We start from the raw sequence: 25,196 nt of genomic DNA, 5'->3' as shown, positions 1-25,196 counted from the left end.
TGTGGCGGTTGCACCGCCCGTACGGCCAGGGTCCTCGGTCAGTGCTTGATTCGGTACGTTTTGGGGCGTGATTCAGGTCTCGATTCCTGCGCCGTTGCCGACGGTCCCGTTCAGTGCTTCGCGGGGAGGAACCCGATCCGGTCGTATGCCTGGGCCAGGGTTTCCGCGGCGACCGCGCGGGCCTTCTCCGCTCCCTTGGCCAGGATCGAGTCCAGCGTCTCCGGGTCGTCCAGGTACTCCTGGGTGCGGGTCTTGAACGGTGTGACGAACTCGACCATCACCTCGGCGAGGTCGGTCTTCAGCGCACCGTAGCCCTTGCCCTCGTACTTCTGCTCCAGATCCGCGATTGTGGTGCCGGTGAGCGTGGAGTAGATGGTGAGCAGGTTGCTGACGCCCGCCTTCTCCGCGGGGTCGAAGCGGATCTCGGTGCCGGTGTCCGTGACCGCGCTCTTGACCTTCTTGGCGGTCGCCTTCGGCTCGTCGAGCAGGTTGATCAGGCCCTTGGGGGTGGACGCCGACTTGCTCATCTTGATCGCCGGGTCCTGGAGGTCGTAGATCTTCGCCACCTCCCTGACGATGTGCGGCGCCGGGATGGTGAAGGTGTCGCCGAAGCGGCTGTTGAAGCGCTCCGCGAGGTCGCGGGTGAGCTCGATGTGCTGGCGCTGGTCCTCGCCGACCGGGACGGAGTCGGCCTGGTACAGCAGGATGTCCGCGACCTGGAGGATCGGATACGTGAAGAGGCCGACGGTGGCGCGGTCGGCGCCCTGCTTGGCGGACTTGTCCTTGAACTGGGTCATACGGGAGGCCTCGCCGAAACCGGTGAGGCAGTTCATGATCCAGCCGAGCTGGGCGTGCTCGGGGACATGGCTCTGGATGAAGAGGGTGCAGCGCTCGGGGTCGAGGCCGGCCGCGAGCAGCTGGGCGACGGCGAGCCGGGTGTTGGCGCGCAGCTCCGCCGGGTCCTGCGGAACGGTGATCGCGTGCAGGTCGACGACCATGTAGAACGCGTCGTGGGTCTCTTGCAACGCCACGTACTGGCGGATCGCACCGAGGTAGTTCCCGAGGTGGAACGAACCTGCGGTGGGCTGGATACCGGAGAGCGCGCGAGGACGATCAGAGGCCATGAACTCATTCTCTCAGGTGCGGAACCGATCTCCGGCCTCCGGTGTATGAAAGGTGTGAGGACGCGGGAGGGGACGCGGGAGGGGGGCCTCATCGGTACGGATGACGCCGCGGTGATCGCACGCGTGCGCTCGGGGGAGCCCGAGGCGTATGCGGAATTGGTGCGCGCCTACACGGGCACAGCGCTCCGGGCGGCCGTGGCGTTCGGAGCCGGTGCGGAAGCGGAGGACGTGGTGCAGGCCGCCTTCTTCAAGGCGTACCAGTCGCTGGGGCGCTTCAGGGAGGGTGCGGCGTTCCGCCCCTGGCTACTGCGGATCGTCGTGAATGAGACGAGGAACACAGTGCGCTCGGTGGTGCGGCTGCGGACGGCGGTCGGACGGGAGGCGGCGCTGTCCGAGGCCGAGCCGCTGATACCGGAGTCGTCGGACCCGGCGGTGGCGGCGCTGGAGGAGGAGCGACGGGTGCTGCGGGCGGGCCCGTGCGCGAGGTGGAGACCGCGGCAGTGGCACCTGTGCGGGCCTCTCGGGACGAGTCCGCCGACAGGTGGTGGGGGATACCGGGGCTCGCGCTCGGACTCGCCATCGGCGGGGGCGGCTCCGTACTGGTCCGCCGCTGGGCGGCCCGGCGGGATGTTCTCCCGTCGGGACCGCGGCAGCAGCTGCTGGACGCGTGAGCCGGCCGACCGCCGGATGACTGCCGGGCGCTCTGCCCGGTCAGTCGGTGGGCAGGCCCGGCGCCGGGAAGTCGGCCATCAGCGCGGCGACCTCGGCGCGGATCCTGGCCAGGGCGTCCTCGTCGCCGGTGCCGGCGGCGGTGACGCCCCGGTCGATCCAGTCGGCGACGGCCGGCATGTGTTCCACGCCGAGCCCGCGCGAGGTCAGGGAGGGGGTGCCGATGCGGATGCCGGACGGGTCGAACGGCTTCCTGGGGTCGTAGGGGACGGTGTTGTAGTTGACGACGATCCCTGCCCGGTCGAGCGCCTTGGCCGCGATCTTGCCCGGGACGTCCTTGGGAGTCAGGTCCATCAGGATCAAATGGTTGTCGGTACCGCCCGAGACCAGGTCGAAGCCGCGCGCCAGCAGTGCTTCGGCGAGCGCCTGGGCGTTGGCGACCACCGCGTGCGCATAGGTACGGAAGGAGGGCTGGGAGGCCTCGAGGAGGGCCACCGCCATGGCGGCCGTGGTCTGGTTGTGCGGACCGCCCTGGAGTCCGGGGAAGACGGCCTTGTCGATCGCCTTGGCGTGCTCCTCGCGGCACATGAGCATCGCGCCGCGCGGGCCGCGCAGGGTCTTGTGCGTGGTGGTCGAGATGACGTCCGCGTGCGGGACCGGGGACGGGTGGGCGCCGCCCGCGATCAGTCCGGCGATATGGGCGACATCGGCGACCAGGACGGCACCGGCCTCGCGGGCGATCTCCGCGAAGGCGGCGAAGTCGATGGTGCGCGGGAGGGCGGTGCCACCGCAGAAGATCAGCTTCGGGCGTTCCTTGAGGGCGAGTTCGCGTACCTCGTCGAAGTCGATCAGGCCGGTGTCCTGGCGTACGCCGTACTGGACGCCGCGGAACCACTTGCCGGTCGCGGAGACGCCCCAGCCGTGGGTGAGGTGGCCGCCCATGGGGAGGGCCATGCCCATGACGGTGTCGCCGGGCTCGGCGAAGGCGAGATAGACGGCGAGGTTCGCGGGCGAGCCCGAGTACGGCTGGACATTGGCGTGCTCGACGCCGAAGAGCGCCTTCGCGCGGGCGATGGCGAGGAGTTCCACCTGGTCGATGTTCTGCTGGCCCTCGTAGTAGCGGCGGCCCGGGTAGCCCTCGCTGTACTTGTTCTGCAGGACGGTACCGGCGGCCTCCAGCACGGCCTGGGAGACGTAGTTCTCACTGGGGATGAGCCGCAGGGTTTCGGCCTGAAGTCGTTCCTCGGCGCCGACGAGAGCGGCGAGTTCCGGGTCCGTGGCAGCGAGAGAGGGGTGGCTGTTCTTGGTCATGGCGTCCTCCGGGGCGATCGGGATTCCGGTCGGGTCCCGGGGTGCCTGGGGGTCCCTCCCGTGCCGAAGGCTACGGGGGAGGGCGGCACCTCGTGATGGTTGCCGCACACGGCTTCCTCGGGGTCGTTTCCCCGTGCGCCAGTCGCCGTGTGCACTGTTCACCTTACCGGGCGCGCCGTACACCGAAGGTTTCTTTCCAGGTCGGAAGAGCGACGATAGAAAGGGGCGCGATCCCCGCCCCCACACCGGATGGTCTGTCCCGACGATCGGAGAACCCGTGTCGACTACGGCATCTGCCATCGCCTCCGCCGAGGCGCACAGCGCGCACAACTACCACCCGCTGCCCGTCGTCGTCGCGTCGGCGGAGGGTGTCTGGATGACCGATGTCGAGGGACGGCGCTTTCTCGACATGCTCGCCGGCTACTCGGCACTCAATTTCGGCCACTGCAACCGGCGTCTCATCGACGCGGCCAAGGCCCAGCTGGAGCGGGTCACGCTCACCTCGCGTGCCTTCCACCACGACCGGTTCGCGGACTTCTGCACGCAGCTCGCCGAGTTGTGCGGCATGGAGATGGTGCTGCCGATGAACACCGGGGCGGAGGCGGTGGAGACCGCGGTGAAGACGGCCCGCAAGTGGGGGTACCGGGTCAAGGGCGTGATGGACGGGCGGGCGAAGATCATTGTCGCCGGGAACAACTTCCACGGCCGCACGACCACCATCGTCAGCTTCTCCACGGATCACGAGGCGCGGGCGGACTACGGTCCGTACACCCCGGGCTTCGAGATCGTTCCGTACGGCGACCTGACCGCGCTCGAAGCGGCGATGACCGAGAACACGGTCGCCGTGCTGCTGGAACCGATCCAGGGCGAGGCCGGCGTGCTGGTGCCGCCCGCCGGATACCTGGAGCGGGTACGGGAGTTGACCCGCAGGCGGAATGTGCTGTTCATCGCGGACGAGGTCCAGTCCGGTCTGGGCCGGACCGGGAAGACGTTCGCGTGCGAGCACGAGGCGGTCGTACCCGACATGTATGTGCTGGGCAAGGCGCTCGGCGGCGGGGTCGTTCCGGTGTCGGCCGTGGTGTCCTCGGCCGACATCCTGGGCGTGTTCCGGCCCGGCGAACACGGCTCGACGTTCGGCGGCAACCCGCTCGCCTGCGCCGTCGCGCTGGAGGTCATCGCGATGCTGCGCACCGGCGAGTACCAGCGGCGCGCCGCGGAGCTCGGCGACCACCTCCACCGCGAGCTGGGCCTGCTGGTGGGCGGCCCGGTGGAGGCGGTACGCGGGCGCGGGCTGTGGGCCGGGGTGGACATCGCGCCCGGCCACGGCACGGGCCGGGAGATCTCCGAGAAGCTGATGGACCGGGGGGTGCTGGTGAAGGACACCCACGGAGCCACGATCCGGATCGCCCCGCCGCTGGTGATCAGCAAGGAGGACCTGGACTGGGGCCTCGACCAGCTCCGGGCGGTGCTGGACGAGTAGTGGACGAGTAGTGGACGAGTAGTGGACGAGTAGTTGGATGGGCGGCTAAAGGATCACGTGCGGGAGGAAGCGCGCGTACTCGTCCGTGATCAGGCCCGACGACTCCCGGATGCCCAGCCCCGCCGCCTCGTCCTCGACGACCCACGCACCGAGCACCACGCGGTTGCCGTCGAAGTCGGGCAGCGGGGCCAGCTCCTGGTAGCAGCACGGCTCGTCACGCAGCACCGGCTCGGCGCCCGGCTCGTGCACGGTGACGCCCGCGCCCTCGCGGCCCAGCAGCGGCTTGGCCACATAGCCCCGGGAGCGGGCGAGTTCGCGCGGGCCGTCCAGATACGCGGGCAGCAGATTCGGGTGTCCGGGGTAGAGCTCCCACAGCACGGCGAGCAGCGCCTTGTTGGACAGCAGCATCTTCCAGGCCGGCTCGATCCAGCAGGTGGTGCCGGTGGAGCCGCCGTTGTCGAGGGTGTCCAGGACGTAGGGACCAAAGCGGTCGGTGGTCAGCCACTCCCACGGGTAGAGCTTGAAGCAGCTGCGGATGAACCGCAGCCGTTCGTCGACGAAGCGGCCGGACAGCCGGTCCCAGCCGATCCGTTCGACGGAGAGGGCCTCGGTGGTGATCCCGGCCTGCTGGGCCGTCTCGCGCAGGTAGGCGACCGTCATCAGGTCCTCGCCGAGCTCGTCCCCGTCCGAGTGCACGAAGTGCACGGGACCGGGCGGCAACAGGTGTGCCTGCCGCTTCCACGCGTCGACCATCCGCTCGTGGAGGGAGTTCCACTGGTCGGCGCCGGGGAACCGTTCCTCCATCCAGAACCACTGCGGACTCGCCGCCTCCACCAGTGAGGTGGGGGTGTCGGCGTTGTACTCCAGCATCTTGGCCGGGCCCTGGCCGTCGTACCGGAGATCGAACCGCCCGTAGAGGGACGGCAGTTCCGCGCGCCGCCGCCAGGATTCGGCGATCCGGCGGGCGAGGCGTGCATCGGTGATGCCCAGGTCGGCGAAGCGGTCGTGCGCGACGATGTGCGCGGCCGCGGCCAGGCACATCGCATGCAGCTCCTCGACGACCTCCTCCAGCGCCTCGACCTCGGGCAGCGAGAAGGAGTAGTACGCGCTCTCGTCCCAGTACGGTCGCAGCGAGCCGTCCGGGAAACGGGTGAGGGGGTAGATGAGCCCCTGCTCCTCGACGGTCTGCTGCCAGCCGGGCCGGGGTTCGATGGTGTGGCGCTTCATCACGTCGTACGTCTCAGCCGGCTCAGCCGCCGCCGGAACCGGAGCTGCCGAAGCCCCCGCGGTCGACGGCCGACTTGTCGTAACTGCCGCCCGAGACCTTGCCGTTGCTGACCGAACCGCCGTAGTAGTAGCGGCCCGAGCCGTCGCTGTCCTCACACTCGTAGTCGGGCAGTTCTTCCTGGGTCACCGGGTCCACGCAGCGCTCGTCCGGCTCGGAGCCGCAGGACGTGAGCATCGCCGCGAGCACCCCCATGCCGCCGAGCACGACCGTGCCCGACCTGAACTTCTTCCGCACAGCCATGCTTCGGCGTCCCCGTCTTTTCGTGTACCCGTACATGTACATGGCCTGTTCGGCCGCCGCTCAGACTAGAGGGGTCCCTCGCTCCGCCGGAATCCGGCTGCGCAAACCCTCCTCATCTACAGCCGCTTCGTGCTCCTTGGGATGAGTTGCGCGGCAGATCATCGCCCTGCGCTCGATCCCCATCCACGCGCTTGGGGCGTTGCACAAACGTTTCTCACCGAAGCCCGCGCCGACGCGGAGCGACTGGCCGACGAGGATCTCTCGGCGGAAGAAGACGCCTGGTGATCCGGGGCGCGGTCTACCGAATCGACCTCGGCGACGCCAAGCGGGGTCACGAACAGCGTGGTCGCCGGTACGGGCTCGTCATCAGCCCGTTCTCCATGCCCTGGAGCGTGGCCACCGTCATCCCGACGTCCACCAGCGCCCAGCCATCGGTCTTCCGGCCGGAACTGGAGATCGACGGCACGACGACGCGGCTCCTGGTGGACCAGATCCGCACCATCGATGTCACGTTTATCCACGGCGATCCCGTGCACTACCTGGACCGCCAGGAACTGGCCGAGGTCGAGCACGCCGTCCTGCGGTACCTCGGCCTCTGACACCCCCTACGGCAGCGCCCGGCACAGGGCGTCCAGGGCGCCCGTCCACGCGCTGTCCGGCGGTGTCCCGTACCCGACGACCAGCGCGTCTCGCGCCGGCGCCGTCGATTCGCGGTGGCGGAAGCGGGACAGGCCCTCCAGCGCGAGCCCCTGCCAGGCCGCGGCCTGGGTCACCGACCGCTCGGTGCCCGGCGGCAGTTCGAGTACGGCGTGCATGCCTGCGGCGATACCGGTGACCGGCACGCCCGGAGCCCGTTCGGCGAGGGCCGCGACGAGCTGGTCGCGGCGGCGCCGGTAGCGCAGCCGCATACCGCGGACATGACGGTCGTACGCGCCGGAGCCGATGAACTCCGCCAGCGTCAGCTGGTCCAGCGCGCTGCACACCCAGTCGGCCTGGCCCTTGGCCTCGGCCACCTCGCCGGCCAGCTGCGCGGGCAGCACCATCCAGCCGAGTCGCAGGCCGGGCGCGAGGGACTTGCTGGCCGTGCCGAGGTAGACCACGCGGTCGGGGTCGAGTCCCTGGAGCGCGCCCACCGGCTGGCGGTCGTAGCGGAACTCGCCGTCGTAGTCGTCCTCCAGGATCACCCCGCCCGTCGCCCGCGCCCAGTCCACCGCGGCGGCACGCCGGTCCGGCGGCAGCGGTACCCCGACCGGGAACTGGTGCGCCGGTGCCATCAGCACCGCGCCCGCGTGCCGCAGAGCGCCCAGCTCCCCGGTCCGGGTGCCGGTGGCGTCGAAGGGCAGCGCGGGGGTGCGCAGGCCCGCGTCGGTGAGCAGGTTCCAGTGGATGTCCAGGCCGTACGACTCGACGGCGACGTCCCGCACCCGCCGCTGCCGCAGGACCTTGCCGATCAGCATCAGCCCGTGCACGAACCCCGAGCAGATGACGATGCGTTCCGGCTCCGCGTACACCCCGCGGGCACGCGCCAGATAGCCGGCCAGCACCTCGCGCAGCTCGATGCGCCCGCGCGGATCGCCGTATCCGAAGGCGTCGTTGGGCGCGGCGGTCAGCGCCCGGCGGGCGGCCGCCAGCCAGGCCGTGCGCGGAAAGGCGGCCAGATCGGGCGAGCCGGGCATCAGGCTGTACGTGGGCCGGCGGCGGGCAGAGCGGCGCGGGCCGGACTGCGGGGCGGCCGCCCGGCGCGGGGCGGAGCGCGGGGCGACCCGGGTCCCCGAGCCCTGCCGGGCGGTCAGCCAGCCCTCGGCGACCAGTTCGGCGTACGCGTCGGCGACGGTGTTGCGGGCGATGCCCAGGTCAGCCGCGAGCGAGCGGGACGACGGCAGCCGGGTGCCGGGCGCCAGCCGCCCGGTACGGACGGCCTCGCGCAGCGCGTCCATGAGCCCCGCGCGCACCCCGGAACCGGACAGCTCCAGATGCAGGTCGGCGCCGAAAGTGGCCCAGGAATCCATCATGGAAATGGACCATACCCCTGGGTGACTTGGTCCGTAAGGTGATCTCCATGACGACGAACGAGAACACCGCATACGCGCCCGAGCACACGCCCCGGCTCCAGTGGGCGAAGCTCGCCCCCGAGGCCTACAAGGCCATGATCAGCCTCGACGCGGCCGCCAGGAAGGGGAGCCTGGACCCGGTCCTACTCGAACTGGTGAAGATCCGCGCCTCGCAGCTCAACCACTGCGCGTTCTGCCTCGACATGCACACCAAGGACGCCTTCGCGGCCGGCGAGACGGTCGAGCGCGTCATCCAGCTCAGCGCGTGGGAGGAGTCGCGGCACTTCTACACCGCGAAGGAGATCGCGGCGATCGAGCTCACCGAGGCGGTCACCGTCCTCACCGACGGCTTCGTGCCGGACGACGTGTACGAGAGGGCCGCCAAGCACTTCGGCGACGCCGAAATGGCCCAGCTGATCGCGGCCATCACCGTCATCAACGCCTGGAACCGCTTCGCCGTGACCACCCGGCTGGTCCCGGGCCACTACACCCCCGGCACCTACAAGCGCTGAGCAGGGAGCCCGCCCGGTTCGGGGAGTGGGCCGCGCCCCACTCCCCGAACCACCCGCTCAACCGGCTACTTCTTGGGCAGCCAGGCCTTCCACGTGGACTCGTTCTCCTTGACCCACTTCTCGGCCGCGGCCTCCGGCGACAGCTTCTCGCCCGCGATCATCACAGCGACCTCGTTCTGCTGCTCGGTGGTCCACTTGAAGTTCTTCAGGAACTCCGCGGCCTCGCCGCCGTCCTTCGCGAAGTCCGCGTTGAAGAACTTCTGCAGCGGCGTGTTCGGGTAGGCGCAGGCGACCTTCTTCGGGTCGGCGTCACAGCCCTCCTTGTACTCGGGCAGCTTCACCTCCACCATCTCCACCTGCGCGTTCAGCCACTGCGGAGTCCACCAGTAGGTCAGGAAGGGCTTCTTGGCCTTGGCGTTCTTCTTGATCTCGGTGATCTGGGCGGCCTCGGAGCCCGCGTACTTCGTCTTCAGGTTCAGCTTCAGGTTGCTGATGATCGCGTCGTCGTGCGTGACATAGTCGGGCGAGCCCTCCAGCAGCTGTCCCTTGCCGCCGCTCTCCCCGGTCTGCAGGTCCTTGGCGTACTTGTTGAGGTTCTTCCAGTCGGTGACGTCGGGGTTCTTGTCGGCCCAGTACTTCGGCACGAACCAGCCGATGTGCCCGGTGACACCGAGGTCGCCGCCCTTGACGACGGTCTTCTTGTTCTCGACGTAGCTCTTCTCCTGCTTGGGGTGGCCCCAGTCCTCAAGGATCGCGTCGATGTCGCCCTTGGCGAGCGCGTCCCAGGCCAGCACCTCGCCCATCTGCTGGGTCTTGACCTGGTAGCCGAGCTCCTTCTCCATGATGTGCTTCGCCACGGCGGTGTTGGCCTCGGCGCCGACCCACGACGGGACGGTCAGCCGGACCGTTTTCTTCCCGCCCACGTCGTCCTTCTTGCCGGTCTCGGCGGCGCCGCAGGCGCTGAGGGTGAGGATGCCGAGGGCGGAGACGGCGGCGGTGAGGACGTGGCTTCTGCGCATGGGGAACAGGTCTCTTTTCATGAGTGGTTGTCCTTACGGGTACGGGCGGCGGGCTGCGTGATCCGGTCCAGCACCAGGCCGAGGCATACGATCGCCGCGCCGGCGGTCAGACCGAGGCCGAGTTCACCCTTGGAGAGGCCCTTGACGACGTCGTAGCCGAGGGCGCCGCCGCCCACGAGGCCGCCGATGATGACCATCGCCAGGACGAGCACGACGCCCTGGTTGACGGCGAGCAGCAGCGCGGGGCGGGCCAGCGGCAGCTGCACCTGGAGGAGTTGCTGCCGGGTTCCCGCTCCCATCGAGCGGGCGGCCTCCAGCGCCGCCGGGTCGACCTCCTTGACGCCCTGTGTGGTGATCCGGACGACGGCGGGCAGCGCGTACACGACGGCCGCGATGATCGCCGAGACCCTGGTGACGCCGAAGAGGGCGACGACCGGGATCAGGTACACGAACTGCGGCATGGTCTGGAGCACGTCCAGGACCGGTCGCAGCCCCCGCTCGACCCAGCCGGCGCGTGCGGCGAGTACGCCGATCGCGACCCCGGCGAGCAGGGTGAGCGCGACGGCCGCGATCACCTGGGAGAGGGTGTCGAGGGAGACCGTCCACACGCCGAGCACGCCGACCGCGGCCATGGCGAGGGTCGCGGTGAGCGCGGTACGCCAAGTGCCCACCAGCCACGCGAGGGCGGCCACCAGCAGGAGCAGCGACCACCACGGCAGCCACTCCAGGCCGTCCCGCAGCGGGTTGAGCAGCCAGGCGGTGAAGTGGTCGGACCACACCTCGGTGCCGCCGAGGACGGGGACGCCGGAGGCGAGGTTCTCGGTGATCCAGTCCTGGGCGCGGTTGACGGGTGTCGAGATCGCGTACGTCCACGCGTCCGGCCAGGACCCGGAGCGCACGGCGGCCGCGGCGCCGGTCGCGACGGCGACCAGGCCCCAGCCGCGCCATCCGCGCAGCCACCGGACGCCGTCACCCGGGACGGCGGCGCCGATGCGGTCGCCGGCGGCGGCGGTCGTACGGTCCAGCCACACGGCGATCAGCACGATCGGGATACCCGCGGCGAGCGCGCCGCCGACGTCGACGGTCGACAGCGCCTCGTAGACCTCTTCGCCGAGGCCGCCGGCGCCGACGAGGGCGGCGATGACCACCATCGACAGGGCCATCATGATCGTCTGGTTGAGGCCGAGCAGCATCTCCTTGCGGGCCAGCGGCAGCCGGGCCGTCCACAGCCGCTGCACCCCGCTCGCCCCGAGCGAGGCGGACGCCTCGAGCACGCCGGGGTCGGCGCCCCGCAGCCCGAGCGCGGTGAGCCGGGCCATCGGCGGGGCGGCGTAGATGACCGTACAGAAGAGCGCGGCGGGCGTGCCGGTGCCGAAGACCAGCACGAATGGCAGGAGATACGCGAACGCCGGCAGCACCTGCATGGTGTCCAGGACCGGCCGCAGTGCCCGGTCGAACCGGTCGGACAGCCCGGCGGCGAGACCGAGGGCCACTCCGAGCAGCGCGGACACGGCGACCGCGACGACCATCAGGGCGATGGTGACGAGGGTCGGGTCCCACATCCCGAGCAGGCCGCACACGGCGAACGCGCCGAGCGCGGTGCCCGCGACGCGCAGGCCGCCGGCCCGCCATCCGGCCAGTACGGCGGCGACGGTGACCCCGGCCCAGCCGAGCGCGTCGAGCAGTTGGTACACGGCGTCGACGGCGTCGGTGGCGGTGTTGGACAGGTGCAGCAGGAAGTACAGGAAGAGCGGATGCGTCTCGCGGTTGTCGACGACCCACTGGTTGAGGTCGTCGAGGGGCCCGGACACATCGACGCTCAGCGCGTCGGGCCAGGTCCCACTGCCCCACAGACCGACCCCGAGGGGAACAAGCACGACGGCGGCGACGGCGAGCGCGAGCAGCTTCCGGACGACGGGCACCCGAAGGCGCGCCCGCGCCGCGCCCGGCGCGGGGGCCGACTTGTCCGCCGTGACGGAGGCAGGAACGGTGGCGGTCACACGCGCCACCCCCCGGCGAGGGCGCCGCCCGGGGCGGCAACGCCGCCCATGAGCTCGAGCACTCGGCCCGCCCGCAGGCCGGTACGCGCGCAGCGGGCAGCCCCCGCGCGCCGCGGAGCGGGCACAAGCAGGGTCCGACGCACCCCGGCACCGGCCCCGCCCCACGGGGCGGTCCGGTTGTCGACGCCGGCCCACGGCTGACGGTCCCCAGCTGCCCTGCGAGCGCGAACACGGCCCGCCCGCGGAGCGGGCGCGTGCGGGGGACGGTGGGGGGCGCAGACCCCCACCACTTCAAGGGCGGGTGGGTGGGACAGGCCCCCGCGCGGGGGCGTCGGCACGGTCATGCCGCGACCGCCTTGTCCTTGGGCAGGCCCGCGACCACCGCTAGCAGGGCCTCGTGGTCGACGACGCCGACGCAGCGGCCGTTGTCGACGACCCGGACCGGGCCGCCGGTGCGGGCCACCGCCTCGATCGCCTCGACGCAGGTCGCGTCCGGGGCGATCGCCGGTCCTGCGTCGGCCTCGCCCGCGGCGGGCGGGCGCATCGCCGTGCGGGCGGTGAGCACCTGCTCGCGCGGTACGTCGCGGACGAAGTCCCGTACGTAGTCGTCGGCCGGCGCGCCCACGATCTCCTCGGGCGTGCCGAGCTGCACGATCCGCCCGTCCCGCATCAGCGCGATCCGGTCGCCGAGGCGCAGCGCCTCGTTCAGGTCGTGGGTGATGAAGACCATCGTGCGGCCCTCCTCGCGGTGCAGCCGGATGACCTCCTCCTGCATGTCCCGACGGATCAGCGGGTCGAGCGCGCTGAACGGCTCGTCGAAGAGCAGCACCTCGGGGTCGACGGCGAGCGCGCGGGCGAGCCCGACGCGCTGCTGCTGGCCGCCCGAGAGCTGACCGGGGCGGCGGTGTTCCAGCCCCGCGAGCCCCACCTTCGCGACCACGTCCGCGGCCCGCGCCCGGCGCTCCGCCTTGCCGACGCCCTGGATCTCCAGTCCGTACGCGACGTTGTCGATGACCGACCGGTGCGGCAGCAGCCCGAAGTGCTGGAAGACCATCGCGGCGCGGTGTCTGCGCAGTTCGCGCAGGCGCGCCCGGTCCATCGACAGGACGTCCTCGCCGTCGATGGCGATCGATCCGGCGGTGGGTTCGATGAGCCGGGTCAGGGTTCGTACGAGGGTGGACTTGCCGGAGCCGGACAGGCCCATGACGACGAAGACCTCGCCCTTGCGCACGTCGAAGGAGACGTCGCGGACGGCGGCGGTGCACTTGGTGCGGCCGCGCAGTTCGTCGGCGGACAGGTCCGCGTACTCCGGGTTGCCGGGGACGCGGTCGGCCTTGGGCCCGAAGACCTTCCACAGGTTGCGGACGGCGAAGACGGGAACGTGGGGATCCTGGGTCATCGCGGGTCACCTCCATCGGTCGGGCGGGCATCGGTCGGGCTGGCTGCGGACAGCAGTTCCGCGCATTTCTCCCCGACCATCAGGACGCCGATCATCGGGTTCACCGCGGGCATCGTCGGGAAGACGGACGCGTCGGCGATACGGATGCCGTCAAGGCCCCGGACCCTCAAGTCCGGGGTCACTACGGCAAGTTCATCAGCGGAGGAACCCATTCGGCAGGTGCCCGCGGGGTGGTAGACAGTGTGCGCGACCTTGCGCGCGTACTCGCTCAGGGCCTCGTCGGAGGTCACCTCGGGGCCCGGGCAGACCTCATGCTTCAGCCAGCCGGCGAGCGGCGCGGTCGCGGCGATCTCGCGGGCGATGCGGATGCCGTCGACGAGCGTCCGGCCGTCGTAGTCGTCCGGGTCGGTGAAGTAACGGAAGTCCAGCGCGGGCTTCACGGCGGGATCGGCGCTGGTCAGATACAGCCGGCCGCGGCTGCGCGGCTTGGGGATGTTGGGGGTCATCGACACCCCGTGCGCGGGCCGTTCGTACCCCAGCCGCTCAGGATTGTCGGTGAAGGGGATCTGGTAGAAGTGGAACATCAGGTCCGGCCCGGCGCTGTGCGGGTCGCGCCGCACGAACAGCCCGGCGTCGCTGTCCATCGCGGAGTTCTCGGGTATCGGCCCGTCCGTCTCCCAGACGATGACCGACTCGGGGTGGTCGAGGAGGTTCTCCCCCACACCCGGCAGGTCGTGGACGACCGGTATGCCGAGCGCCTCCAGATCCGCCTTCGGGCCGATGCCGGAGTGCAGCAGCAGTCGCGGGGTGTCCACCGCGCCGGCGCACACGATGACTTCGCGTGCCGCCTCGACAAGCAGCTCCTCGCCGTCCTTGGTACGGACGCGCACGCCGCTCGCCCGGCTGCCGTCGAACTCCAGCCGGTACGCCCACGTCTCCAGCGCGATATGCAGATTGGGCCGGTCCAGGAAGGGATGCAGGTAGGCGACCGAGGCGCTGGAGCGCTTGTTGTCCTCCGGGTGGTACGCGAGGTCGAAGAACCCGGCGCCCTCGTGGAACGGCGTGCGGTTGAAGCCCTCGACGCGCGGCACGCCGAGCGCCGCCTGCGCCGCGTCGACGAAGTCGCGGGCGATGGCGTTGCGGTCCTTCTCGTCGACCGGGACGATGTTGTTCCGCAGCCGGTCGAAGTACGGGTCCATGGCCGCCGCGTCCCAGCCGTCGGCCCCGGCGGCGGCCCATTCGTCCCAGTCGGACGGCAGCGGCCGGAACGCGATCAGCGTGTTGTGCGAGGAGCAGCCGCCGAGAACGCGGGCCCGGCTGTGCCGGATGTGCGAATTGCCGCGTGGCTGCTCGGTGGTGGGGTAGTCGTAGTCCAGGTCGCCGCCGAGCAGTCCCATCCAGCGCCGCAGCGTCAGGACCTCGGGGCGGTCGACGTCGGAGGGCCCGCCCTCGATGACGGCGACCCGGATGCCGGGGTCCTCGGTGAGCCGGGATGCGATGACGGATCCCGCGGTACCGCCCCCGACGACGACATAGTCGTATTCGGCCATGAGCAACTGCCCCTCTGATCTCTTGCTTTCCTGCATACGTACGGGTGGTCAGCCCGCGAACCAGCGCACCGGGCGCGGGTCGAGGTTCTGGTAGATGTGCTTGGCCTCGCGGTACTCGGCGAGCCCGCTCGGCCCCAGCTCGCGTCCGATGCCGGACTTCCCGAAGCCGCCCCATTCGGCCTGCGGAAGGTACGGGTGGAAGTCGTTGATCCACACGGTCCCGTGCCGGAGCCGCCCGGCTACGCGCCGCGCCCGCCCGGGGTCCGCGGTCCATACCGCGCCGGCCAGCCCGTACTCGGTGTCGTTGGCGAGGGCGACGGCCTGGTCCTCGGTGTGGAAGGTCTCCACGGTCAGGACCGGCCCGAAGACCTCCTCCCGTACGACCCGCATGTCGCCGTGGCACAGGTCCAGCACGGTGGGCGCGTAGAAGTAGCCGCCCTCGGGGCGGACTTCGCAGGGCTCGGGTCGTTCCCCGCCGGCGCGCAGGACCGCGCCCTCGGCCAGCGCGGAGGCGACGTACGCCTCGGTCCTGGCGAGTTGCGCGGCGGAGACGAGGGGACCGCACTCGACGTCCTTCTCGGTGCCCCGGCCGAGCCGGATCCGCCCGGCACGGCGGGCCAGTTCCGCGACGAAACGTTCCCGTACGGACTCCTCGACGATGAGACGGGAGCCCGCGGAACAGACCTGGCCGCTGTGGATGAAGGCGGCGTTGAGCGCCTGGTCGACGGCGGTGTCGAAGCCCTCGTCGGTCGCGCAGGCGTCCGCGAAGACGACGTTGGGGTTCTTGCCGCCCAGCTCCAGGGCGACCTTCTTCACGGTGACGGCGGCCGCCTGCATCACCTTGGTGCCGCTGGCGAGCCCGCCGGTGAACGAGACGAGGTCGACGTCCGGGTGCTCGGCCATCCGCGCGCCGACCGGGTCCCCTGCGCCGGTGACCAGGTTGGCGACGCCGGCCGGCAGTCCGGCCTCCGCGAGCAGTCCGATCAGGGCGATCGTCGTCAGCGGGGTGATCTCACTCGGCTTGAGCACAAAAGTATTGCCCGCGGCCAGCGCCGGGGCAATCTTCCAACTCGCCTGGAGGAGCGGATAATTCCAGGGGGTGATGAGCGCACAGACACCGACGGGCTCGTGCACCACCACACTGTGGATCTTCTCCGAGCCGGCGTCCACGACCCGTCCGCCGCTCTCGTTCATCACGAGGTCGGCGAAGTAGCGGAAGGCATCGGTCACGCAGTCGACGTCGACACGGCCTTCCTCCAGGGTCTTGCCGGCGTCCCGGCTCTCCAGCAGCCCGATCTCCTCGCGGTCGCGCTGGAGCAGTCCGGCGACCCGCCGCAGCAGAGCCGCCCGTTCGGCGACGGGCGTACGGGGCCACTCCCCCGCGTCGAATGCCTCGCGCGCGGCGGACACCGCGGCGTCCACGTCCTCGGCCGCGCCTTCGGCCACGACCGCGAACGGCCTGCCGTTGGCAGGGTCGAGGATTTCGCGCGTGGCACCGGAGGCGGCGGCGCGCCACACCCCGCCCACATGAATGGTCTGCTGTGCCGACACGTTCCGATTGCCTTCCGTTGGAGAACGGGACCCCTCCCCTGAAGTCGGGGAAGCATGCGCAATCAGTGGCCACAAGTGTCCGGTGTCACTGCCGGGACAACGCAAAGCGCCCCGGCAGCGGTCACTGCGGGGCGCTTTGTCGGTAAAGCGGCGAAATAAGGAAGCGAACTGAGGAGGCGACCCCAGATCGGGCCGAGCTCAGATCGGGCCGAGCTCAGATCGGGCCGAGCTCAGATCAGGCCGAGCTCACGGACCGCGTCGCGCTCCTCCTCGAGCTCCTTGACGGAGGCGTCGATGCGGGCGCGGGAGAAGTCGTTGATCTCCAGGCCCTGCACGATCTCGTACTTGCCGTCCTTCGTGGTGACCGGGAAGGAGGAGATGAGGCCCTCGGGCACGCCGTACGAGCCGTCCGACGGGATACCCATCGAGGTCCAGTTGCCGGCGGCGGTGCCGTTGACCCAGGTGTGGACGTGGTCGATCGCGGCGTTGGCGGCCGAGGCGGCCGAGGACGCGCCACGGGCCTCGATGATCGCCGCACCGCGCTTGGCGACGGTCGGAATGAAGGTGTCGGCGAGCCAGGCCTCGTCGTTCACGACCTCGGCGGCGTTCTTGCCGGCGATCTCGGCGTGGAAGACGTCCGGGTACTGGGTGGCCGAGTGGTTGCCCCAGATGGTGAGGCGCTTGATCTCGGAGACCGCCACACCGGTCTTCTGGGCGAGCTGCGAGATCGCGCGGTTGTGGTCCAGCCGGGTCATCGCGGTGAAGCGCTCGGCCGGTACGTCCGGGGCCGCGGCCTGCGCGATGAGCGCGTTGGTGTTGGCCGGGTTGCCGACGACGAGGACCTTGATGTCGTCCGCGGCGTGGTCGTTGATGGCCTTGCCCTGCGGCTTGAAGATGCCGCCGTTGGCGGAGAGGAGGTCGCCGCGCTCCATGCCCTTCGTACGCGGGCGGGCGCCCACCAGGAGGGCCACGTTCGCGCCGTCGAAGGCGACGTTCGGGTCGTCGGTGATGTCGATGCCCTGCAGCAGCGGGAAGGCGCAGTCGTCGAGCTCCATGGCGGTGCCCTCGGCGGCCTTGAGACCCTGCGGGATCTCGAGCAGACGGAGCCGGACCGGCACATCCGCGCCGAGCAGGTGGCCGGAGGCGATGCGGAAGAGCAGCGCGTAGCCGATCTGGCCGGCCGCGCCGGTGACGGTGACATTCACGGGAGTGCGGGTCATGGCGATCTCCGTAGACAGCTGGCGGTGGGGCTCCCTGCCCCTGGTGCTGGATGTCTCCCGACGAATCTTGACGTGAAGAGACTTCCAGCGGCCAGGCTATCGGACCCGGGATACCGCGCACCCCCACCCCCGGGTGGAACGCGCGTGCTCCGTCCCACCGGCCTGCCTACTGCTCCTCGGTGCACCCCTTGACGCCGGTCGTGAGGGTCGCGCAGGCCTTGGCCTCGGTGGCCTCGGCCGCCGCCGTCATGGGCGTGTACGCGTCCCTGTCGGCGTTCACCGTGCCGTTCTGCGCGGCGGAGCCGCCGGACGTTATCCGCACCGTGTCGCCCGGCGTGGCCTGGGTGATACGGGCCCATGCCGCGCCGCACGTCTTGCTGTAGCGCACCTCGACGAGGGCCGTGCCGACCGTGGCCTTGGCAGTGGTCGTGGCCAGCGTGCCGCCGCAGCCCATGACCTCCGGGTCCTTGCCGGTGCAGTCGGCACCCGTGCACTTCACCCCGGCGGGCAGCGCGGGAGCGCTGGTGGTGGGTGTGACCGTCGGCTTCTCGGCGACCTTGCCGCCGTCGCCGTCGCCGCCCAGGTCGGTGAGCAGTACGGCGGCCGCGATCACCAACAGCGCACCGACCAGCCCCGCGAGGAACATGGTCGCCTTGCGCTTCGGCTTGCCGGGCGCCGGCTCCCGGCGGCGTGCGGGCTGGTCCTGGCGGCCGTGCCCCTGCGGCGCCGCGGGACCGCGCCCCGTACCACCGTCGGCAGCTCCCCTGGCGGAGCCGCCGCCGGCCCGTGGCGCAGCGGCGTGACCGGCCGCGCCCGCGCGGCCGTTCCTGGCTCCCCCGGCCGTGCCCGCACCCGCGCCCGCCGACCCGAACTCGCCGAGCGCGGCACGCGCCTGGGAGATCCGGATCGCCTCCATGGTCATGTCGTGCCGCATCTCGGACCGGCTCCACGCACGCTCCGCGAGCTCCCACATGGTGGTCAGGTGGGCCGGATTGGTGCCGGTCACCTCGGCCAGTGCGACAACCGCGCCCTTGGGTGCGAGCAGCCGGCCGCCCAGATACCGCTCCCAGGACGTCTTGCTGTAGCCGGTTCGGTCCGCCACCGCGGCGATGCTGAGCCCACTGCGGTCGACGAGCCTGCGCAGCTGGCTGGCGAACTCCCTGACCTGCGGGTCGAGTTCCTCCGGTAGCGCCCTCCAACGAGGCATTGCTTCCCCCCTTGTCCCCCCGTACGTGCCTGATATGCGCCCTGCTGTGCCCCCTGCGACCTCTGGCCGGCTACCCAGAGGGATGCGCCGGGCCAGGATGTCAGTTCCTTGGGCCGGGGCGCACGGGGGCATTCGGGACAGCGATGCGCCCCCTTGCGCGCCGGATGTCCCGTAGCCGGGACCAGTGTCCCACCCCGCGGGGACGACGCCGCCCGCCCGCTCCCGGAGGAGTCGGACGGGCGGCGGTCGGTGCTTTCAGGAGCGGATCAGAAGGAGGCCATCTTCTTCTGCAGGTTGACGTCCAGCGCGTCCAGGAACTGCTCCGTGGTCAGCCACGGGGCGTCCTTCGAGAGGAGCAGCGCGAGGTCCTTCGTCATCTGGCCGCCCTCCACGGTCTCGATGCAGACCTGTTCGAGCGTCTCGGCGAACCTGGTGACCTCGGGGGTGCCGTCCAGCCTGCCGCGGTGGGCCAGGCCCCGGGTCCAGGCGAAGATCGACGCAATCGGGTTGGTCGAGGTCGCCTTGCCCTGCTGGTGCCGGCGGTAGTGGCGGGTGACCGTGCCGTGCGCCGCCTCGGCCTCGACGGTCCTTCCGTCGGGGGACATCAGGACCGAGGTCATCAGTCCGAGCGAGCCGAAGCCCTGCGCGACGATGTCGGACTGGACGTCGCCGTCGTAGTTCTTGCAGGCCCAGACGTAGCCGCCCTCCCACTTCAGGGCCGAGGCGACCATGTCGTCGATCAGGCGGTGCTCGTAGGTGAGGCCGGCCTTCTCGAAGTCCGCCTTGAACTCGGCGTCGAAGACCTCCTGGAAGATGTCCTTGAAGCGACCGTCGTACTTCTTGAGGATCGTGTTCTTCGTGGACATGTACACCGGGAAGTTGCGGGCCAGGCCGTAGCGGAACGAGGCCCGCGCGAAGTCGCGGATCGACTCGTCGTGGTTGTACATCGACAGCGCGACGCCGGCGCCGGGGAACTCGTGGACCTCGAGCTCGATGGGCTCGGAACCGTCCTTCGGCGTGAAGGTCATGGTGAGGGTGCCCGGGCCGGGGACCTTGAGGTCGGTGGCGCGGTACTGGTCGCCGAAGGCGTGACGGCCGACGACGATCGGCTTGGTCCAGCCGGGGACGAGCCGCGGCACGTTCCCCATGATGACCGGCTCACGGAAGATCACGCCGCCGAGGATGTTACGGATCGTTCCGTTCGGCGAGCGGTACATCGCCTTGAGGTTGAACTCCTCGACGCGCGCCTCGTCCGGCGTGATCGTGGCGCACTTGACGCCGACGCCGTACTCGTTGATGGCGTTGGCCGCGTCGGTCGTCACCTGGTCCTTGGTGGCGTCGCGGTGCTCGATCCCCAGGTCGAAGTACTTCAGCTCGACATCGAGGTACGGAAGGATCAGCTTGTCCTTGATGAAGGACCAGATGATGCGGGTCATCTCGTCGCCGTCGAGCTCAACGACGGGGTTGACTACCTTGATCTTGGCCATGAGGCGGAACATCCCCCTCACGCATCTGCCGAATTTATCTCGCCATCAAGATACTCGACGTCGGGAGAAGTGTCCGGCTACCGGATCGTGAAGTGCACGGCGTCCTCCAGGAACGGCAGCTCCAGCCACGGCTTGGGCTGCGCCACCAGCGCCAGCAGCGTGATCGCCACGCCGAGGAGTCCGTACGTGACCATGTCCGTGAACCGGGAGCGCACCGCGAGCATGCCCACCGAGGGCAGTACGCGGCGCAGTACGGCGCCGGCGATCAGCGCGAGGCCGATGACCAGGCAGCCGATGCGGGCGTAGCCGACGGCGGTGACGACCAGCCCGGCGGCGGTCGCGCCGAGCACGGCGAGCATCGGCCACTGCCGCGCGGGGGCAGGCGCGTCACTGGGAGCGGCCCGGCCGCCGCCCTCGGGCCGGGCGGTGTCCCGGGTGACAGGAGGAAACCGCCGCGAGGCCCGCACAGCAACCCCATCAGCCCCGGGAGCACTCACCACCCCGTTGACCTCGGGCTGGGGCACGGGCTGGGGCTGGGGCTCGGCCTGGGGCTGGGGCTCGGCCTGCGGCCGGGACTCGGGCTGCGGCCGGGACTCGGCCTGCGGCCGGGACTCAGCCGCCGGGCTGGGCTCGGGCTGGCCGGGCTCGGCCTGGCCCTGCTCGGGCTGTGACTCCGGCTTCGCCGAGGGCTTGGCCGCGGGGCTTCCCTCGGGCTTTTGCGCGGCCTCGGCCTCCGCACCGCCCTGGGGCTCGCGTACTGGACCGCGCTCGGGCCGGCCCTCCGACGTAGGGCCGCCCTCGGGCACGCGCCCGGCGTCCGGCGTGGGCCCGGGGCGGCCGGCGACGCCCTTGGGGTGGGCCGCCGCACTGTCTTCCGGCTGTGCTTCTGCCGCCATGTCTCGCCCTCTCGTCCCTGTGCGCTTCCCGGTCAGCTGCCGGCAAGCGCCGCCCGCTCGGCCGCCTCGACGACGTTGACCAGCAGCTGCGCCCGCGTCATCGGGCCGACACCGCCCGGGTTCGGGGCGACCCAGCCGGCCACCTCCGCGACGCCGGGGTGGACGTCTCCGACGATCTTGCCGTTCTCGTCGCGGCTGACGCCGACATCGAGGACGGCGGCCCCCGGCTTGACGTCCTCCGGCTTGATCAGGTGCGGGACACCGGCCGCGGCGACGATGATGTCGGCGCGCCTGAGCTGCGCGGACAGATCACGGGTACCCGTGTGGCACTGCGTCACGGTCGCGTTCTCGGACTTGCGGGTCAGCACCAGCGGCATCGGGCGGCCGATGGTGATGCCGCGGCCGACGACCACGACATGCGCCCCGCTGATCTCGACCCCGTGGTGCCGCAGCAACTGCACGATGCCGTACGGGGTGCACGGCAGCGGGCCGGTCTCGTTCAGCACCAGCCGGCCGAGGCTCATCGGGTGCAGCCCGTCGGCGTCCTTGGCCGGATCCATCAGCTCCAGGACCCGGTTGGTGTCGATGCCCTTCGGCAGTGGGAGTTGGACGATGTACCCCGTGCACTCCGGGTTCTCGTTCAGCTCGCGGACCACCGCCTCGATCTCCTCCTGCGTGGCGGTGCCGGGCAGTTCGCGCTGGATCGAGGCGAGCCCGACCTCGGCGCAGTCCCGGTGCTTTCCGTTGACGTACCAGCGGCTTCCCGGATCGTCGCCGACCAGCAGAGTCCCGAGGCCCGGCGTCACACCCTTCGCCTTCAGGGCCGCCACACGGGCGGTCAGGTCGGACTTGATCGCAGCTGCGGTGGCCTTGCCATCGAGAATCTGGGCAGTCATGTACCCATCCTCGCGGATGTACCCGCCGGGGTTCCAATCCGGGCGCGCGGCCCGCCCGGAAGGTTGCACTTGCACAACTCCTGGAGACACCGACTGGACAAAAAGAGGACAGTCCTACAACGATGATCCGCGCAGTACCGCGGGCAGTGCCGGGGGGCGGACCGCTTCAGTCGTATAACTCTCCTCCGCGCGGGCCGCGCCGTCCCCGCACATTTAACGGAGGAACTCCCCCATGAGCTTCGGCGACCCGAACAACCCCTACGGGCAGCAGCCCCCGCAGGGTCAGCCCAACCCGTACGGCCAGCCGCAGGGCCAGCCCGGCTACGGCTACCCGCAGCAGGCCCCGCAGGGCGTCCCCCCGCAGCAGGGTTACGGCTACCCGCAGGGCGCCCCGCAGCCCGCGCAGCCGTACGGCGCGTACCCGCAGCAGGGCTACGGCCAGGGTCAGGCCGGCGTTCAGCAGGCGTACGCCGGCTGGGGCGCGCGATTCGTCGCCCGCATCCTGGACGGCCTGATCCTGGGCCTCGTACCCGGAATCCTGATGTTCGCGAGCATCGACTCGACGACCGGTGAGATAGGCGGTCTCTACTACGTCGGCGTGCTTCTGATGATCGTCGGCTGGGTCTACTTCGCCTATCTCCTCGGCAGCACCGGTCAGACCCCCGGCCGCAAGGCCCTGAGCATCCAGGTGCTCAAGGAGTCCACCGGGCAGCCGCTCGGCTTCGGCATGGCGTTCGTCCGCTACCTGCTGGACTTCATCAACGCCCTGCCCTGCTACCTCGGTTACCTGTGGCCGGCGTGGGACGCCAAGAAGCAGCACTTCACCGACAAGATCACGGGATCCGTCGTCGTCAAGAAGTTCTGACGCACCGCGCCCGCAAGCCCGAAGGCCGTACCCTCCAAGGAGGTACGGCCTTCGGGCGCGTCCTGCTTCCGGTCAGTGGAAGAAGTGCCGCGTACCGGTGAGGTACATCGTCGCGCCCGCCTTCTTCGCCGCCTCCACCACCTGCTCGTCGCGGACCGAACCGCCCGGCTGCACCACGGCCTTGATGCCCGCCTCGAGCAGGATCTCCAGCCCGTCGGGGAACGGGAAGAACGCGTCGGACGCGGCGTACGCCCCCCGCGCCCGCTCCTCGCCCGCGCGCTCCACCGCGAGCTTCGCGGAGTCCACCCGGTTGACCTGGCCCATGCCGACACCGACGGACGCGCCGTCCTTGGCCAGCAGGATCGCGTTGGACTTCACGGCGCGGCACGCCTTCCACGCGAAGGCCAGCTCGGCGAGCTCCTCGGCGGAGAGCGCCTCGCCCGTCGCCAGGGTCCAGTTGGCGGGGTCGTCCCCCTCCGCCTGGAAGGTGTCTGAGTCCTGGAGCAGCGCGCCGCCCGAGACCGGCTTGAGATCCCACGGCTGCAGCGGGGAGCCGTCGACCTTCAGGACCCGGATGTTCTTCTTGCGGGCCAGGACCTCGACGGCCCCGTCCTCGTACCCCGGGGCGGCGATGACCTCGGTGAAGATCTCCGCGACCTGCTCGGCCATGGCCACGCTCACCGGGCGGTTGACGGCGATGACGCCGCCGAACGCGGACAGCGGGTCGCAGGCGTGCGCCTTGCGGTGCGCCTCGGCGACGTTCGCGCCGACCGCGATGCCGCACGGGTTGGCGTGCTTGATGATCGCGACGCACGGCTCGTCGTGGTCGAAGGCGGCGCGGCGCGCGGCCTCGGTGTCCACGTAGTTGTTGAAGGACATCTCCTTGCCGTGCAGCTGCTCGGCGTTGGCGAGGCCGCCCGGCCGGCCGTCGGTGTAGAGCGCGGCGGCCTGGTGGGGGTTCTCGCCGTACCGGAGGGTGGCCTTGCGCTCCCACGCACCCGCGAGGAACTCGGGGAGGACGGCGCCCTCGTCGGGGGCGTACGAGTCGGTGAACCAGGAGGCCACGGCGACGTCGTACGCGGCCGTGTGCTGGAACGCCTGCGCCGCCAGACGCTTACGGGCGGTCAGGTCGAAGCCGCCGCCCTTGGCCGCCGCGAGCACATCCGCGTACTGCTCGGGGCTGGTGACAACCGCGACGGAGGGGTGGTTCTTGGCGGCGGCGCGGACCATCGAGGGGCCGCCGATGTCGATCTGCTCGACACACTCGTCGGGGGTGGCGCCGGAGGCGACGGTCTCCCGGAAGGGGTAGAGGTTGACGACCACGAGGTCGAACGGCTCCACGCCCAGCTCGGCCAGCTGCTCGCGGTGCGAGTCGAGCCGCAGGTCGGCGAGGATGCCGGCGTGCACGCGCGGGTGCAGGGTCTTGACCCGGCCGTCCAGGCACTCGGGGAAGCCGGTGAGCTCCTCGACCTTGGTGACGGGCACCCCGGCCGCGGCGATCTTCGAGGCCGTCGAACCGGTGGAGACCAGCGTGACACCCGCCTCGTGCAGTCCGCGGGCGAGGTCTTCCAGCCCCGTCTTGTCGTAGACGCTGACCAGTGCGCGGCGGATGGGCCGCTTGGTACCTTCGGCGGTCACTGGATTGTCACCTTTCGTCCCTCAATGCGGTAGCCGTGCCGGGCCAGACGCCCCACGACATCGACGAGCAGCCTGCGCTCGACTTCCTTGATGCGCTCATGCAGCGCGGTTTCGTCGTCTTCGTCCCGGACCTCGACCACGCCCTGGGCGATGATCGGGCCGGTGTCGACGCCGTCGTCCACGAAGTGGACGGTGCAGCCGGTGACCTTCGCCCCGTACGCGAGCGCGTCGCGCACGCCGTGGGCGCCGGCAAAGCTCGGCAGCAGGGCGGGGTGGGTGTTCACGAACCGCCCGCCGAAGCGCGCGAGGAACTCCTTCCCCACGATCTTCATAAAGCCGGCCGACACCACCAGGTCCGGTTCGTACGCGGCCGTGGCGGCGGCCAGCGCCGCGTCCCACTCCTCGCGCGAGCCGTACGCCTTCACCGGGCACACGAACGTCGGCAGCCCGGCCCGCTCCGCGCGCTCCAGCCCGGCGATGCCCGCGCGGTCGGCGCCGACAGCCACGATCTCGGCCCCGTACCCCGCCGGATCGGCGGCGATGGCGTCGAGCAGGGCCTGGAGATTCGTACCGGACCCCGACACCAGCACCACAAGGCGCTTGGCTGCCGGGAGGGAGGGAGGGGAGGCCACAGCGGGGCCCTTTCTCGCGGTGCTGCCGTTTGTACGGTCGTACGAAAGCTTCCGGCCCCGCGATACGGGGAACCCTACGAAGCGGTCGACCGTCAGCAACGATACCGGCACACCGAGCGGCCCCCACGGGACGGGGGGATGGCCGCGAGGTAGCGTCTGGG

At 70.8% G+C, this 25,196-nt stretch carries 22 protein-coding genes and 1 pseudogene; 6 read left to right on the top strand and 17 right to left on the bottom strand.

The genetic code is table 11. The features are described 5' to 3' along the window. Nucleotides 1-110: 110 nt before the first annotated feature. Complete coding sequence (gene trpS / locus NLX86_RS12490; RefSeq protein WP_254371723.1) at nucleotides 111-1,124, bottom strand: tryptophan--tRNA ligase; 1,014 nt, start codon at nucleotides 1,122-1,124, stop codon at nucleotides 111-113. Nucleotides 1,125-1,169: 45 nt separating this feature from the next. On the opposite strand from trpS, the pseudogene NLX86_RS12485 reads away from it, so the two are divergent. Continuing rightward, a pseudogene (locus NLX86_RS12485) lies at nucleotides 1,170-1,583 on the top strand (RNA polymerase sigma factor); the annotation flags it as partial. A 41-nt stretch (nucleotides 1,584-1,624) separates the two neighbouring features. Further along, entirely contained in the window at nucleotides 1,625-1,795 is a 171-nt protein-coding gene (locus NLX86_RS12480) for a hypothetical protein (RefSeq protein WP_254371722.1), read from the top strand. Between the two features lie 40 nt (nucleotides 1,796-1,835). On the opposite strand, the gene glyA is transcribed toward NLX86_RS12480, so the two are convergent. After that, a complete protein-coding gene (glyA, locus tag NLX86_RS12475; RefSeq protein ID WP_254371721.1) occupies nucleotides 1,836-3,104 on the bottom strand; it encodes a serine hydroxymethyltransferase in 1,269 nt (422 codons plus the stop codon). 277 nt (nucleotides 3,105-3,381) lie between these two features. Between glyA and rocD the strand changes: the two genes are divergently transcribed. After that, nucleotides 3,382-4,584, top strand: a complete 1,203-nt coding sequence (gene rocD, locus NLX86_RS12470) for an ornithine--oxo-acid transaminase (protein WP_254371720.1) — start codon at nucleotides 3,382-3,384, stop codon at nucleotides 4,582-4,584. 45 nt (nucleotides 4,585-4,629) lie between these two features. Here rocD and NLX86_RS12465 read toward each other — a convergent pair whose 3' ends face one another. Together NLX86_RS12465 and NLX86_RS12460 are read right to left on the bottom strand one after the other, a co-directional pair. Then, on the bottom strand, nucleotides 4,630-5,811 hold the full coding sequence (locus NLX86_RS12465; protein WP_254371719.1) for a glutathionylspermidine synthase family protein: 1,182 nt from the start codon (nucleotides 5,809-5,811) through the stop codon (nucleotides 4,630-4,632). Nucleotides 5,812-5,833: 22 nt separating this feature from the next. Beyond that, nucleotides 5,834-6,112: a hypothetical protein gene (locus NLX86_RS12460; protein ID WP_254371718.1), complete on the bottom strand. Its 279-nt coding sequence runs from the start codon at nucleotides 6,110-6,112 to the stop codon at nucleotides 5,834-5,836. A gap of 281 nt (nucleotides 6,113-6,393) precedes the next feature. On the opposite strand from NLX86_RS12460, the gene NLX86_RS12455 reads away from it, so the two are divergent. After that, on the top strand, nucleotides 6,394-6,711 hold the full coding sequence (locus NLX86_RS12455) for a type II toxin-antitoxin system PemK/MazF family toxin (protein ID WP_374213872.1): 318 nt from the start codon (nucleotides 6,394-6,396) through the stop codon (nucleotides 6,709-6,711). 6 nt (nucleotides 6,712-6,717) lie between these two features. On the opposite strand, the gene NLX86_RS12450 is transcribed toward NLX86_RS12455, so the two are convergent. Further along, entirely contained in the window at nucleotides 6,718-8,124 is a 1,407-nt protein-coding gene (locus tag NLX86_RS12450) for a PLP-dependent aminotransferase family protein (protein WP_254371717.1), read from the bottom strand. A 47-nt stretch (nucleotides 8,125-8,171) separates the two neighbouring features. Between NLX86_RS12450 and NLX86_RS12445 the strand changes: the two genes are divergently transcribed. Beyond that, on the top strand, nucleotides 8,172-8,675 hold the full coding sequence (locus NLX86_RS12445; RefSeq protein ID WP_254371716.1) for a carboxymuconolactone decarboxylase family protein: 504 nt from the start codon (nucleotides 8,172-8,174) through the stop codon (nucleotides 8,673-8,675). 65 nt (nucleotides 8,676-8,740) lie between these two features. Here NLX86_RS12445 and NLX86_RS12440 read toward each other — a convergent pair whose 3' ends face one another. The 10 genes from NLX86_RS12440 to NLX86_RS12395 all read right to left on the bottom strand — a co-directional run bounded on the left by NLX86_RS12440 (nucleotide 8,741) and on the right by NLX86_RS12395 (nucleotide 21,900). Continuing rightward, nucleotides 8,741-9,715, bottom strand: coding sequence for an ABC transporter substrate-binding protein (locus NLX86_RS12440; RefSeq protein WP_374213871.1), 975 nt, complete (start codon nucleotides 9,713-9,715; stop codon nucleotides 8,741-8,743). Beyond that, nucleotides 9,712-11,694, bottom strand: coding sequence for an ABC transporter permease subunit (locus NLX86_RS12435; RefSeq protein WP_374213870.1), 1,983 nt, complete (start codon nucleotides 11,692-11,694; stop codon nucleotides 9,712-9,714). Before NLX86_RS12435 ends, NLX86_RS12440 begins: the two co-directional genes overlap by 4 nt. Before the next feature lie 340 nt (nucleotides 11,695-12,034). Next, complete coding sequence (locus NLX86_RS12430) at nucleotides 12,035-13,093, bottom strand: glycine betaine/L-proline ABC transporter ATP-binding protein (RefSeq protein ID WP_254371715.1); 1,059 nt, start codon at nucleotides 13,091-13,093, stop codon at nucleotides 12,035-12,037. After that, nucleotides 13,090-14,643, bottom strand: coding sequence for a GMC family oxidoreductase (locus NLX86_RS12425; RefSeq protein WP_254371714.1), 1,554 nt, complete (start codon nucleotides 14,641-14,643; stop codon nucleotides 13,090-13,092). The genes NLX86_RS12430 and NLX86_RS12425 overlap by 4 nt, the downstream gene beginning before the upstream one ends. Before the next feature lie 48 nt (nucleotides 14,644-14,691). Then, nucleotides 14,692-16,194 (bottom strand): aldehyde dehydrogenase family protein, encoded by a 1,503-nt coding sequence (locus NLX86_RS12420; protein ID WP_254371713.1) that lies wholly within the window; start codon nucleotides 16,192-16,194, stop codon nucleotides 14,692-14,694. Between the two features lie 230 nt (nucleotides 16,195-16,424). Continuing rightward, a complete protein-coding gene (locus tag NLX86_RS12415) occupies nucleotides 16,425-17,414 on the bottom strand; it encodes a malate dehydrogenase (protein WP_254371712.1) in 990 nt (329 codons plus the stop codon). A 166-nt stretch (nucleotides 17,415-17,580) separates the two neighbouring features. Beyond that, entirely contained in the window at nucleotides 17,581-18,621 is a 1,041-nt protein-coding gene (locus tag NLX86_RS12410) for an XRE family transcriptional regulator (protein WP_254371711.1), read from the bottom strand. Between the two features lie 266 nt (nucleotides 18,622-18,887). Then, nucleotides 18,888-20,108: an NADP-dependent isocitrate dehydrogenase gene (locus tag NLX86_RS12405; RefSeq protein ID WP_254371710.1), complete on the bottom strand. Its 1,221-nt coding sequence runs from the start codon at nucleotides 20,106-20,108 to the stop codon at nucleotides 18,888-18,890. Between the two features lie 77 nt (nucleotides 20,109-20,185). Beyond that, nucleotides 20,186-21,004, bottom strand: a complete 819-nt coding sequence (locus NLX86_RS12400) for a DUF3017 domain-containing protein (protein WP_254371709.1) — start codon at nucleotides 21,002-21,004, stop codon at nucleotides 20,186-20,188. Nucleotides 21,005-21,036: 32 nt separating this feature from the next. After that, complete coding sequence (locus tag NLX86_RS12395; RefSeq protein WP_254371708.1) at nucleotides 21,037-21,900, bottom strand: bifunctional methylenetetrahydrofolate dehydrogenase/methenyltetrahydrofolate cyclohydrolase; 864 nt, start codon at nucleotides 21,898-21,900, stop codon at nucleotides 21,037-21,039. A 232-nt stretch (nucleotides 21,901-22,132) separates the two neighbouring features. Between NLX86_RS12395 and NLX86_RS12390 the strand changes: the two genes are divergently transcribed. Then, complete coding sequence (locus NLX86_RS12390; RefSeq protein ID WP_254371707.1) at nucleotides 22,133-22,765, top strand: RDD family protein; 633 nt, start codon at nucleotides 22,133-22,135, stop codon at nucleotides 22,763-22,765. A gap of 72 nt (nucleotides 22,766-22,837) precedes the next feature. Here NLX86_RS12390 and purH read toward each other — a convergent pair whose 3' ends face one another. Next, nucleotides 22,838-24,403 carry a bifunctional phosphoribosylaminoimidazolecarboxamide formyltransferase/IMP cyclohydrolase gene (purH, locus tag NLX86_RS12385; RefSeq protein ID WP_254371706.1) on the bottom strand — a complete coding sequence of 522 codons (1,566 nt, stop codon included), beginning with the start codon at nucleotides 24,401-24,403 and terminating at the stop codon, nucleotides 22,838-22,840. Next, the gene (gene purN / locus NLX86_RS12380; protein WP_254371705.1) at nucleotides 24,400-25,035 is read right to left on the bottom strand and encodes a phosphoribosylglycinamide formyltransferase; all 636 of its coding nucleotides are present in this window, start codon (nucleotides 25,033-25,035) and stop codon (nucleotides 24,400-24,402) included. Before purN ends, purH begins: the two co-directional genes overlap by 4 nt. Between the last annotated feature and the right edge of the window lie 161 nt (nucleotides 25,036-25,196).

The organism is Streptomyces sp. A3M-1-3, assembly GCF_024213665.1.
Classification (GTDB): Bacteria; Actinomycetota; Actinomycetes; order Streptomycetales; family Streptomycetaceae; genus Streptomyces.
Note: the sequence above shows the minus strand (reverse complement) of the source record. Positions and strands in the feature narration are given on the sequence as shown.